11 protein-coding genes are annotated in these 12,911 nt (G+C 32.2%); all 11 read left to right on the plus strand.

The features are described from left to right. Positions 1-52: 52 nt before the first annotated feature. The 11 genes from HMPREF2953_RS06665 (at position 53) to HMPREF2953_RS06715 (ending at position 12,911) form a co-directional block, all read left to right on the plus strand. Positions 53-733, plus strand: a complete 681-nt coding sequence (locus HMPREF2953_RS06665; RefSeq protein WP_002448772.1) for a DivIVA domain-containing protein — start codon at positions 53-55, stop codon at positions 731-733. Positions 734-952: 219 nt separating this feature from the next. Next, complete coding sequence (ileS, locus tag HMPREF2953_RS06670) at positions 953-3,703, plus strand: isoleucine--tRNA ligase (protein ID WP_002455455.1); 2,751 nt, start codon at positions 953-955, stop codon at positions 3,701-3,703. A 202-nt stretch (positions 3,704-3,905) separates the two neighbouring features. Beyond that, complete coding sequence (locus HMPREF2953_RS06675; protein ID WP_070672468.1) at positions 3,906-5,423, plus strand: NAD(P)H-binding protein; 1,518 nt, start codon at positions 3,906-3,908, stop codon at positions 5,421-5,423. 193 nt (positions 5,424-5,616) lie between these two features. Continuing rightward, positions 5,617-6,411: a VOC family protein gene (locus HMPREF2953_RS06680; protein WP_002448857.1), complete on the plus strand. Its 795-nt coding sequence runs from the start codon at positions 5,617-5,619 to the stop codon at positions 6,409-6,411. Positions 6,412-6,415: 4 nt separating this feature from the next. Beyond that, a complete protein-coding gene (locus HMPREF2953_RS06685) occupies positions 6,416-6,892 on the plus strand; it encodes a CHAP domain-containing protein (RefSeq protein ID WP_049336571.1) in 477 nt (158 codons plus the stop codon). Positions 6,893-6,976: 84 nt separating this feature from the next. Beyond that, complete coding sequence (gene lspA, locus HMPREF2953_RS06690; RefSeq protein ID WP_002448847.1) at positions 6,977-7,453, plus strand: signal peptidase II; 477 nt, start codon at positions 6,977-6,979, stop codon at positions 7,451-7,453. An 11-nt stretch (positions 7,454-7,464) separates the two neighbouring features. Next, on the plus strand, positions 7,465-8,382 hold the full coding sequence (locus HMPREF2953_RS06695; RefSeq protein ID WP_070672471.1) for an RluA family pseudouridine synthase: 918 nt from the start codon (positions 7,465-7,467) through the stop codon (positions 8,380-8,382). Positions 8,383-8,649: 267 nt separating this feature from the next. Beyond that, on the plus strand, positions 8,650-9,177 hold the full coding sequence (pyrR, locus tag HMPREF2953_RS06700; RefSeq protein WP_070672474.1) for a bifunctional pyr operon transcriptional regulator/uracil phosphoribosyltransferase PyrR: 528 nt from the start codon (positions 8,650-8,652) through the stop codon (positions 9,175-9,177). Between the two features lie 224 nt (positions 9,178-9,401). After that, positions 9,402-10,715: a uracil-xanthine permease family protein gene (locus tag HMPREF2953_RS06705; RefSeq protein ID WP_002448743.1), complete on the plus strand. Its 1,314-nt coding sequence runs from the start codon at positions 9,402-9,404 to the stop codon at positions 10,713-10,715. A 25-nt stretch (positions 10,716-10,740) separates the two neighbouring features. Beyond that, positions 10,741-11,634: an aspartate carbamoyltransferase catalytic subunit gene (locus HMPREF2953_RS06710; protein ID WP_070672477.1), complete on the plus strand. Its 894-nt coding sequence runs from the start codon at positions 10,741-10,743 to the stop codon at positions 11,632-11,634. A 2-nt stretch (positions 11,635-11,636) separates the two neighbouring features. Beyond that, positions 11,637-12,911 (plus strand): dihydroorotase, encoded by a 1,275-nt coding sequence (locus HMPREF2953_RS06715; protein WP_049336561.1) that lies wholly within the window; start codon positions 11,637-11,639, stop codon positions 12,909-12,911.

A 12,911-nucleotide genomic window follows, 5' to 3' on the forward strand; every position in this document is an offset into this window, starting at 1 on the left:
TGATAAATAATAAAAACACCTTTATGATGGTTTGTTTTAAGGAGGATAACAGATGGCTTTTACACCTAATGAAATAAGAAATAAGGAATTTACAAGAGTGAAAAATGGTTTGGAGCCTGCTGAAGTTAGCGATTTTTTAACTCAATTAAGTAATGAGATTGAAAGACTTAAAGAAGAAAAAAAACAACTTGAAAAAGTGCTTGAAGAGAGAGATACTAATATTAAATCTTATCAAGATGTTCATCAATCAGTAAGTGATGCGCTTATTCAAGCTCAACAAGCTGGAGAACAAACAAAAATTGCTGCCACAAAAGAATCAGAAGCAATTATCTCTAAAGCAAAAGCGCAAGCTGATGTGATTGTAAATGATGCTATTGAAAAAGCACGTCATTTATCTTTCCAAACTGAAGATATGAAACGTCAATCTAAAATATTTAGATCAAGATTTCGTATGCTTGTAGAAGCACAGCTGGATTTATTGAAAAATGATGATTGGGATTACTTATTAAATTATGATTTTGATGCAGAACAAGTGACACAAGAAAACATACAGCATTTAAATCCACAAGATGTAAATCCAAATGCGAATAGTGAAACTCCAACGAGTGAAACAACTGAGACAGTATCAAATGAGGAAAATCAGTCAATCAATTCTAATGAAACAACTAATACAAATAAGTCTACTTCTGAAAATAAGGATGTTTCAAGTAGCGAATCATCATCAAATAAATAGTTAATAAAATGTCAGACACGTAAAAAATAATAAACTTTTCACAGCGAGTTAGGACACGGTGGAAGCCTAATATAAGTCTATTTTTTATATCACTGGCAAATTAAAATTTTATAATATTAAGAAGAGAACTCTAAGTTGAGTTAAGAAGGGTGGTACCGCGGATTTCCCGTCCCTATTAATTGAACTTAGAGTTCTTTTTATATTTAAGGAGTGGAAAATATGAATTACAAAGAAACTTTATTAATGCCAAAAACTGACTTTCCAATGCGAGGAGGTTTACCTAATAAAGAGCCAAAAATTCAAGAGCAATGGGAAGCAAATAATCATTATCAAAAAGCTTTAGAGAAAAATGAAGGAAATCAATCATTTATTTTGCATGATGGCCCACCTTATGCAAATGGTAATCTTCACATGGGACATGCATTAAATAAAATTATTAAAGATATTATTGTACGTTATAAAACGATGCAAGGATTTTACTCACCTTACGTTCCAGGATGGGACACACATGGTTTACCAATTGAACAAGCATTGACTAAAAAAGGCGTTGATCGCAAAAAAATGTCAATTGCTGAGTTTAGAGAAAAATGTAAAGAATTTGCTTTAGAACAAGTTGAACTTCAAAAACAAGATTTTAAACGTTTAGGTGTACGTGGAGACTTTAATAATCCATATATTACTCTTAAACCTGAATATGAAGCAGCTCAAATTCGTTTGTTTGGCGAAATGGCTGATAAAGGTTTAATTTATAAAGGTAAAAAACCAGTATATTGGTCACCATCAAGTGAATCTTCACTTGCTGAAGCTGAAATTGAATATCATGATAAACGTTCAGCATCTATTTATGTAGCCTTTGATGTTAAAGATTCAAAAGGTACTATCGATGAGGATGCTCAATTTATTATCTGGACAACTACACCTTGGACATTACCTTCTAACGTAGCAATTACAGTTCATCCAGACTTGAAATATGGTCAATATAATGTAAATGGTAAGAAATACGTGATTGCTGAAGCTTTAGCTGAAAGTGTTTCTGAAGCATTAGGTTGGGATAAAGATACTATTCAATTGGAAAAAGAATTTACAGGGAAAGAGTTAGAGTATGTTGAAACACAACATCCTTTCATAGATCGAGTGTCATTAGTCATTAATGGTGGTCATGTAACAACTGATGCTGGTACTGGTTGTGTACACACTGCCCCTGGTCACGGGGAAGATGACTATGTTGTAGGTCAAAAATACGATTTACCTGTCATTAGTCCTTTGGATGATAAAGGTGTCTTCACAGAAGAAGGCGGACAATTTGAAGGTATGTTCTATGATAAAGCAAATAAAGCTGTAACAGACCTTTTAACTGATAAAGGTGCCTTATTAAAATTAGACTTTATTACGCATAGTTATCCGCATGATTGGCGTACTAAAAAACCAGTTATTTTCCGTGCAACACCTCAATGGTTTGCTTCAATTAATAAAGTGAGACAAGATATCTTAGATGCGATTGAAGAGACTGATTTTAAAGTAGATTGGGGTAAAACACGTATTTATAATATGATTCGTGACCGTGGTGAATGGGTGATTTCTCGTCAACGTGTATGGGGTGTACCATTGCCTGTATTTTACGCTGAAAATGGCGATATTATTATGACAAAAGAAACAGTCAATCATGTAGCTGATTTATTTGAAGAATATGGCTCAAATGTTTGGTTTGAAAGAGAAGCTAAAGATTTATTACCTGAAGGATTCACACATCCTGGAAGTCCTAATGGAGAATTTACTAAAGAAACAGATATTATGGATGTTTGGTTTGACTCTGGTTCATCTCATAGAGGCGTGTTAGAAACTCGTCCAGAATTGCATTTCCCAGCCGATTTATATTTTGAAGGTAGTGACCAATATCGTGGTTGGTTTAACTCTTCAATTACTACAGCAGTTGCGACTAGAGGACAAGCGCCTTATAAATTCTTATTGTCACATGGTTTCGTAATGGATGGCGAAGGTAAAAAAATGAGTAAATCTTTAGGTAACGTTATCGTGCCTAATCAAGTAGTAAAACAAAAAGGTGCAGATATTGCACGATTATGGGTAAGTAGTACAGACTATTTAGCAGATGTACGTATTTCAGATGAAATTTTAAAACAAACGTCTGATGTTTATAGAAAAATCAGAAATACTTTAAGATTTATGTTAGGTAATATTAACGACTTTAATCCTGAAACAGACAGTGTACCTGAACATGAATTATTAGAAGTAGATCGCTACTTATTGAATCGCTTACGTGAATTCACTGCTAGTACTATTAATCACTATGATAACTTTGATTACTTAAATATTTATCAAGAAGTTCAAAACTTTATCAATGTTGAATTAAGTAACTTCTATTTAGATTATGGTAAAGATATTCTGTATATTGAACAAAAAGACGCACATAAACGTCGTAGCATGCAAACAGTGTTGTATCAAATTTTAGTAGATATGACCAAATTACTCGCTCCTATTTTAGTACACACTGCCGAAGAAGTATGGTCTCATACACCACATGTTAAAGAAGAAAGTGTTCATTTAGCAGATATGCCAAAAGTTGTGGACGTTGATCAAGAGTTATTAGATAAATGGAATCAATTTATGTCATTACGTGATGATGTAAACCGTGCATTAGAAGCAGCACGTAATGAAAAAGTTATCGGTAAATCTCTTGAAGCTAAAGTAGTGATTGGAAACAATGATCACTTTAAAGCTGCAGAATTTTTACAACAATTTAATGACTTACAACAATTATTTATCGTCTCTCAAGTTGAAGTGACTGAAAAAGTAGACAATGGAAATGAATACCAACATGGTGACATTCGTATTGACCATGCTTCAGGTGAAAAATGTGAAAGATGTTGGAATTATAGTGAAGCATTAGGATCTGTTGGTGAACTTGATCATTTATGTCCACGTTGTCAAGAAGTCGTAAAAACTTTAGTTTAATTCAATAAAGATAGAACGCTTGTAACCTAATTAAGGATTACGAGCGTTTTTTTAAAGTATATAAATATTAAATAATAATAGTTTGAAAATATAGCTGAATAGAGTTTCAAGTTTAGATGAAGAGGAACTAGGTTGTAACACATAATAAGTGATGGAATATTTCTCGTATGTTTATGATAGATATAGGAAGAGGGATAAAATTATGGGCAAGATTTTACTAACTGGGGCTTCTGGATATATCGGTAGTCATTTAAAAGATAAATTAAAAGATAATCATGAGATTATCGCAATATCAAGAAATGCTCAAAATAAAAAAAATGAAAGAAATGTAACTTGGAAATCAGCGGATTTATTTGATTTAGATGCTATAACTGAGGTAATGGAAGGTATAGATACTGCGATATATCTTGTTCATTCAATGATGCCAAGTGCTAAACTTACACAAGCGAATTTCGAAGATATGGATGCACTACTAGCTGATAATTTTGGACGTGCAGCAAAAAAGCAAGGTGTTAAACATATTATATTTATGAGTGGTATTATCCCAAATGATACTCAGTTATCACCTCACTTAAAAAGTCGGTTAGAATGTGAAAAAATATTAGGATATTATGACATCCCTGTAAGCACATTACGTGCTGGTCTAATTATAGGTTCAAAAGGTAGCTCATATCCTATTTTAAAAAGAATGATAGAGCGTTTGCCAGCAATGATTCTACCGAACTGGGCTCACAATATGATTGCGCCAGTATCTATTGATGATGTTATTGATAAATTAGCTATGTTAGTTGAACGTTCTCCACAAGAAAATGAAGCATTTGATATTACAGGACCTAAGGTAATGAATTATCAAGAATTATTTGAACGTACAGCGGCTATTCTTGATAAACGTTTACCTACGTTGAATTTACCAATTATTCCTATTTGGTTAAGTCGATTTTGGGTTAGACTGATTTCGCAAGTACCTAAAGAAATGGTATACCCACTTATGGATAGTTTAGTGCATGATATGATTCCGCAGCCTGAGCGTATAAAACCAGAAATATCGTTAGGGAAAATGAATTATGAAGAAAGTGTAAGAAAAGCACTGAAAGAAGAACAAGATGAACAACAAACAATAACTACAAAACAGTCTAAACCTAAATCAAAGCAAGATAAGAAAAATGAAGTGAAAGATGTTAGAGCAATGACGCGTTTTAAAATTCCTGAAAGTTATTCAATAAGTGATGTAACAAGAGAATATGCAGAATTTATAAATGATATTACGCTTCATTTAATAGATGGTACCATTAATGAGCATGATTTTAATATTCAATTACCACTAATAAAGAAATTCATTTTAAAAATGACACGACATAATCATGATTCTACGAGTGAAATGATTGTATATAAAATTGTTGGTGGAAATTTAGCAATGGCTAAAGACGGCGGTAATGCACGATTTGAATTTAGGCGTATATTAGATACTAATGAAGGTATTGTAGCATTACAAGAATATGAACCAACATTACCATGGGGAGTTTATAAGTTTACTCAAGCCAATGCACATAAGTTTGTGATGGATGTGTTTAAACACCATATGAATCATTTAGCTAATGATGAAGAAGATAAACAAGATCCTGTTAATAAAATTTTTACTAATCTTGCTATGACTACTGGTGCAATAATTGGCGCATTTGTTGGTGCAAGAACATACAATAAATTTTTAGTTAAAAAATAGTATACTTTATGTATTTAAAAGTTTTCGATGGAAGAGCAATGAAGTTCTCTCTCTATCGAAAGCTTTTTTTAGCCTAAATAGTTGAATATTACGCATTAAGACTGATAAAATTTTAATTATTTTATTATAGAATAATCATTAATCGTAGCTATTTTAAATTGAAAGAGAGATTTTAAAATTTAGGAGGTATCCTATGTTTCATGATAATGATGCACATTTTATTAATGGTATCACTTTAAATGTAAGAGATTTACGTACGTTACAACCGTTTTATGAAGAATTATTAGGATTTAAAAAGGTGGAAGAGACATTAACGGCTGTCAAATATCAAATTGGAGATCGTCACCATTATATTACTTTAAGAGAGATAAAGTCTGGACGAAATCCTTTATCTCAAGAAGCTGGTTTATTTTATATAGGAGTTCAATTATCCAATACACACCATCTGGCAGATCTAATCGAAAAGTTAAATGACTATGAGTTACCAATTAATGGTGGAGAACAAAACGTATGTACATTTATTTTTGTCGAAGATCCAGAAGGTCATATGTTTAAATTTTATGTTGATAAATCGATTTCTGATTGGAAACAAGAAAGTGAATGGATTAGACTCGATATTAAGCCACTCGATGTTTCTTCATTATTACCATATGCATCAACCATCGGATGGCAAGGTTTACCTAATGATAGTAAAATTGGGAATATTAGTTTAAAAACCATTCGATTAAATGAAGTAAGAGAGTATTATCTAAACTATTTTGGACTAGTACCTTCTGCATATTTAGATGATGAATCGTTTTATTTAGCTTCTGAACAATATTATTGTCATCTTTCAATGAATCAATGGAATTCAAAAATAAAGCGAATAGATAATGAACATACTTATGGTCTATCTATCGTTGACTTTCATTATCCAGAAACACATCATATCAATATTAAAGGCCCAGATGGTATCCAATTTAGATTTAATTTTATAAAGGTAGAGTGATGAAATGAAAAAATGGATTTTTTTAATGGTATTTGTATGCATGATATTTACGGGCGGTGCAATTTTTGATGGTCTAGACAATCAAGATATGACTGAACCTACAATTCATTTTTGGGAAAAAAATCCTATGAAATATAACACATACGCTAAAGGTCAATGTACTTACTATGTATTTGATCGAGTAAAAGAAGACCATCATTTAATAAGTAACCAATGGGGTGACGCTAAACTTTGGGCAAACAAGGCTAAGAAACAAGGGTATACAGTCAATGAAAATCCAACTAAAGGTTCTATTTTACATTATCCAAAAGGAAAACATGGACATGTTGCTTATGTAGAACAAGTCAATAATGATGGCTCTTTAATAGTCTCTGATATGAATTTCAGAAAACCTTACGAAATTACAACACGTTTTGTAGATGTTTATCAAGTCGATCAATTTAATTATATTCATCCTAAAAGTAACACAAATATGACATAGAAGATTGTAGCTTTTTTTATGCTAAGTAGTAGGCTATAATGTAGAGTGTTGTCAAAGAGTTGAGGGCTGAATGGAGGCACATGAATGAAAAAGAAATATTATATTGGTTTATCTTTAATAGTAGCCATCGTGATTTTAATTATAGACCAATTAACTAAAAAAATAATTACAGCAACTATGAACATTGGTGATTCTTATGAAGTGATTCCTCATTTTTTAAATATTACCTCACATAGAAATAATGGTGCAGCATGGGGGATTTTAAGTGGTAAAATGGGATTTTTCTATATTATTACTCTTATTATTTTAGCTGTACTTATTATATTTTATATTAAAGAAACTAAATATAATGCGTTTATGCAAGTTGCAATTAGCTTATTATTTGCAGGTGCATTAGGTAACTTTATCGATCGTTTATTCAATGGTGAAGTTGTTGATTTCATTGATACAAATATTTTTGGATATGATTTTCCAATTTTTAATATCGCAGATTCAAGCTTAACAATTGGTGTTATTTTTGTCATTATTGCATTGGTTAAGGATGCAACTAAAAAAGAATAGGAGGGCACGTAGTGGAAACGTATAAATATAAAATAGAAGATGAAGCACTCGTAGGTCAGCGTATTGATAAATTATTATCTGATTTCAATAGTGAGTGGTCTAGAAGTCAACTTCAAGATTGGATTAAAAATGATTTAGTCACTGTTAATGGTAAAATAATCAAATCAAATTATAAAGTTAAATTAAATGATGAGATTCAAGTGACTGAAAAAGAAGTAATTGAAGCCGATATTTTACCGGAGAACCTCAATTTAGATATTTATTATGAAGATAAAGATGTAGCCATTGTTTATAAACCTAAAGGTATGGTTGTACACCCTTCACCAGGTCATTATACAGGTACATTAGTTAATGGATTAATGTATCAAATTAAAGATTTATCAGGTATCAATGGAGAGATACGTCCTGGTATTGTTCATCGTATTGATAAAGATACGTCTGGGTTACTTATGGTAGCTAAAAATGATGTAGCACATCGTGGTCTAGTAGAACAACTTATGGATAAAACAGTAAAGCGTAAGTATACAGCTTTAGTACATGGTAATATTCCTCATGATTATGGAACAATTGATGCTCCAATAGGCAGAAACAAAAAAGACCGTCAATCTATGGATGTTGTTGATGATGGAAAAGAAGCAGTGACTCATTTTAATGTATTAGAGCATTTCAATGACTATACATTGATTGAATGTCAATTAGAAACAGGGCGTACTCATCAAATTCGTGTTCATATGAAATATATTGGGTTCCCACTTGTTGGAGATCCTAAATATGGTCCTAGAAAAACATTAGATATTGGTGGACAAGCGTTACATGCTGGAGTTATTGGTTTTAAACATCCTGTCACTCATGAATATATTGAACGTCATGCTGAGTTACCTCAAGCGTTTCAATCGCTATTAGAAGATATTCGATTAAGAGAATCATAAAATTAGAGAATAAAGTCGTAAATTAAAAGAAAGCATATTGACTTATGAACTAAAAAGATTTAAGCTAATAACAGTTAAAATTAAACAAAACAGTGTCTTTTAAAAAGAGTCCAGAGAGGCTCAAAAGACAGGGTGACTAATGATATAAATATGATTAACTTCAATTGTTCGATTACTATCAGACTAATCATATAAAATATTTTTATATACATTAAACCTCATGTCTTTATAAAAGGCATGAGGTTTTTTCTTTTAAGAGGTGTAATCATGTCAGAACGTATTATTATGGACGAAGCAGCTATACAACGTACTGTTACACGTATAGCACATGAAATTCTAGAATATAATAAAGGAACTGAACGACTTGTTCTTTTAGGTATTAAGACAAGAGGCGAATTTTTAGCACGGCGTATTCAAGAAAAAATTAAACAAATTGAACATCATGTAGTTCCAACAGGTACGATTGACATTACTCATTTTAGAGATGATATTGAAAACTCTAAAAAGCCTATCACTAAAGATGCCATTGAAATTGATCAAGATGTTACAGATAAGATAGTGATTATTATTGATGATGTACTTTATACTGGACGAACAGTTAGAGCATCTTTAGATGCAATTTTATTACATTCTCGACCTATAAAGATTGGCCTCGCTGCCCTTGTGGATCGTGGCCATCGTGAACTGCCAATTAGAGCAGACTTTGTTGGAAAGAATATACCTACTGCAAAAGATGAAGCAGTATCTGTTTATCTTGAAGAAATAGATGATAGAAATGCAGTAATAATTGAATAACTAACCTTTTAAACCAGTACGAGAGACTGAAAAAGGTGAAGTATGTAATGGTGAGCGTGTAATGTATTTATTAAATGGATAGATGAGATGTCTCACTTAAATTAAATACTTTTCCTATGTCATGTTATAAAAAACTTAAAGAAGCTTTTTATAATATTTCATTAATTTATTTTAGTCTCTTTACCATAGTGTAAAGAGACTTTTTTAGAAAGGAAGAACATTTCATGGAAAATGAGCAAATGTTTGAACGTACTGTCAAACCAGTACTAGATGTAAAAGATAAACCAAAACCAGCACAATGGGCGTTTTTAAGCTTACAACATCTATTTGCAATGTTTGGGTCAACTGTCCTTGTTCCATTTTTAACAGGGTTACCTATTTCTGCTGCATTATTAGCATCGGGTATAGGAACATTACTATACATATTAATTACTAAAGCAAAAATACCTGCCTATTTAGGTTCAAGCTTTGCATTTATTACTCCAATTATTACGGGGTTAAGTACGCACAGTTTAGGAGATATGCTTGTCGCATTATTTGCTAGTGGCGTAATGTATATCATTATTGGTATTTTCATAAAATTAAGTGGTACCGGTTGGTTGATGCATCTTTTACCCCCAGTTGTTGTTGGTCCAGTTATTATGGTCATTGGATTAAGTCTCGCACCAACAGCAGTAAACATGGCAATGTATGAGAATTCAGGAGATATGAAGGGTTACAATTTAAGCTATTTATTAGTCGCATTAGTAACCTTACTAGTAACTATTATTGTTCAAGGATTTTTTAAAGGTTTCCTTTCACTTATTCCTGTGTTAATAGGAATTATTGTAGGTTATATTGTGTCAATTTTTGTAGGCATTGTTAATTTTAAACCAATTGCTAAAGCCAGTTGGCTAGATTTTCCAGATATATATTTACCATTTAAAGATTATGTTCCATCGATACATATCGGACTTATTTTAGTCATGTTGCCTATAGTATTTGTAACAGTCAGTGAACATATTGGTCATCAAATGGTGATTAATAAAATTGTAGGACGTAATTTCTTTGAAAATCCTGGTTTACATCGTTCAATTATAGGTGATGGCGTTTCAACAATGTTTGCTAGTATTATTGGAGGACCGCCTAGTACAACTTATGGTGAAAATATTGGTGTGCTCGCAATTACAAAAATATATAGTATTTATGTCATTGGTGGTGCAGCAGTGATTGCAATTATCTTATCATTTATAGGTAAGTTCTCAGCATTAATTTCATCAATTCCTACACCAGTGATGGGTGGTGTATCTATCTTATTATTCGGTATTATTGCAGCAAGTGGACTTAGAATGTTGGTAGAAAGTCGTGTTGATTTTGCTAGTAATCGTAATTTAGTTATTGCGTCAGTAGTACTAGTAGTCGGTATTGGAAATTTACTTATCAATTTAAAAAGTCTTGGTGTGAACCTACAAATTGAAGGCATGGCTTTAGCAGCATTATCAGGAATCATATTAAATCTTATTTTGCCAAAAGAAAAAGAAGAATCAGATATTAAATAAAAGAGGATCTTTTAGGAGGCACGTTATGAAACATTTATTTTCAATGGAATATTTAACAAACGACGATATTTTTAATCTTATTCAAACAGCGAGTCGTTTTAAATCAGGAAAAGAAACTGTCCCTCAGTATGAAGGGAAATATGTATCTAACTTATTCTTTGAAAATTCAACACGCACAAAATGCAGTTTTGAAGTAGCTGAACTTAATCTTGGATTGAAACAAGTTAACTTTGAAACAAGTACTTCTTCAGTACAAAAAGGGGAATCGCTTTATGACACTTGTAAAACGTTAGAGAGTATTGGCGTCAATTTATTAGTTATTAGACATCCTCAAAATGCATATTACGAAGAACTAGAAAATTTAAATATTCCGATTGCAAATGCTGGAGATGGTAGTGGTCAGCATCCTACTCAAAGCTTATTGGATATAATGACGATTTATGAAGAATATGAAACATTTGAAGGATTAAATATTTTAATATGTGGAGATATTAAAAATTCTCGTGTAGCGAGAAGTAATTATACAAGTTTAACCTCGCTTGGTGCTAAGGTGATGTTCTCAAGTCCAAATGAATGGGTAGATGAAACATTAGATGCTCCTTATGTAAATATTGATGATGTGATTGATAAAGTTGATATTATTATGCTTTTAAGAGTTCAACATGAAAGACATGGTATTACTGATGAAGCAAACTTTAAAGCTGATTATTATCATGAACAATATGGGTTAACTAAAGAAAGGTATCGTCGTTTAAAAGATGATGCGATAGTGATGCATCCTGCTCCAGTAAATCGTGGCGTAGAAATCGATAGTGAACTAGTTGAAGCACCTAAGTCAAGAATCTTTAAACAAATGGAAAATGGAATGTATTTAAGAATGGCTGTAATAGATAAACTTTTATCAAGAAAAGGAGAATAATTATGAAACTTATAAAAAATGCTAAAATTTTAGACAATGGTGAACTTAAATCAACGTCAATTTTAATTGATGGACAATATATCAAGGAAATGAATGAAAATATTAATATTGATGAAGGTACTGAAGTCATTGATGCAAATGGTCAATTTGTAGCACCAGGTCTAGTAGATGTGCATGTACATTTAAGAGAACCAGGTGGGGAACATAAAGAAACAATTGAAACTGGAACAAAAGCAGCTGCACGTGGAGGATTTACAACAGTATGTCCAATGCCTAATACACGTCCTGTACCTGATACAGTAGAACACATGGATCAGTTGCAATCATTAATTAAAGAAAATGCACAAGTCCGTGTCTTGCCTTATGCATCAATTACCATTCGTCAAGCTGGTAAAGAGCATGTTGATTTTGAAGCACTTGCAAAAGAGGGTGCATTTGCATTTACAGATGATGGTGTGGGTGTTCAGGAATCAGCAATGATGTATGAAGCGATGCAACAAGCAGCAAAATTAAATAAAGCAGTTGTTGCTCATTGTGAAGATAATAGCTTAATTTATGGTGGTGCAATGCATCAAGGTAAACGTAGTGAAGAATTAGGTATTCCTGGTATTCCAAATATTTGTGAATCTGTACAAATTGCACGAGACGTTTTATTAGCAGAAGCAGCTAATTGTCACTATCACGTGTGTCATGTTTCAACAAAAGAAAGTGTAAGAGCAATTCGTGATGCTAAAGCAGCAGGCATTCATGTTACAGCTGAAGTGACACCACATCATCTGTTATTAACTGAAGATGATGTTCCAGGCGATAATGCCATTTTTAAAATGAATCCACCATTAAGAAGTAAAGAAGATAGAGATGCATTATTAGAAGGATTACTAGATGGTACCATTGATTGTATTGCTACAGATCATGCGCCTCATGCCAAAGAAGAAAAAGCTCAGCCAATGACAAAAGCACCATTTGGTATTGTAGGAAGTGAAACGGCCTTCCCATTATTATATACTCATTTTGTTAAAAATGGAGACTGGTCATTACAACAACTTGTTGATTACTTAACAATTAAACCAGCACAAATATTTGATTTACCTTATGGAAAATTAGAAGAAGGCAGCTATGCAGATTTAACAATCATCAATTTAGATGAAGAAAAAGAAATTCGTGGTAAAGACTTCTTATCTAAAGCAGATAATACACCATTTATAGGATATAAAGTATATGGTAACCCTGTTTTAACAATGGTTGAGGGCGAAGTTAAATTTAAGGAGGACAAGTAA

It is taken from the genome of Staphylococcus sp. HMSC072E01 (assembly GCF_001814125.1).
Classification (GTDB): domain Bacteria; phylum Bacillota; class Bacilli; order Staphylococcales; family Staphylococcaceae; genus Staphylococcus; species Staphylococcus hominis.

What these genes read in the sequence shown, in the direction of transcription:
- HMPREF2953_RS06665 (WP_002448772.1), top strand. Translation starts at nt 53, where the DNA reads ATGGCTTTTACACCTAATGAAATAAGAAATAAGGAATTTACAAGAGTG.
- ileS (WP_002455455.1), top strand. Translation starts at nt 953, where the DNA reads ATGAATTACAAAGAAACTTTATTAATGCCAAAAACTGACTTTCCAATG.
- HMPREF2953_RS06675 (WP_070672468.1), top strand. Translation starts at nt 3,906, where the DNA reads ATGGGCAAGATTTTACTAACTGGGGCTTCTGGATATATCGGTAGTCAT.
- HMPREF2953_RS06680 (WP_002448857.1), top strand. Translation starts at nt 5,617, where the DNA reads ATGTTTCATGATAATGATGCACATTTTATTAATGGTATCACTTTAAAT.
- HMPREF2953_RS06685 (WP_049336571.1), top strand. Translation starts at nt 6,416, where the DNA reads ATGAAAAAATGGATTTTTTTAATGGTATTTGTATGCATGATATTTACG.
- lspA (WP_002448847.1), top strand. Translation starts at nt 6,977, where the DNA reads ATGAAAAAGAAATATTATATTGGTTTATCTTTAATAGTAGCCATCGTG.
- pyrR (WP_070672474.1), top strand. Translation starts at nt 8,650, where the DNA reads ATGTCAGAACGTATTATTATGGACGAAGCAGCTATACAACGTACTGTT.
- HMPREF2953_RS06705 (WP_002448743.1), top strand. Translation starts at nt 9,402, where the DNA reads ATGGAAAATGAGCAAATGTTTGAACGTACTGTCAAACCAGTACTAGAT.
- HMPREF2953_RS06710 (WP_070672477.1), top strand. Translation starts at nt 10,741, where the DNA reads ATGAAACATTTATTTTCAATGGAATATTTAACAAACGACGATATTTTT.
- HMPREF2953_RS06715 (WP_049336561.1), top strand. Translation starts at nt 11,637, where the DNA reads ATGAAACTTATAAAAAATGCTAAAATTTTAGACAATGGTGAACTTAAA.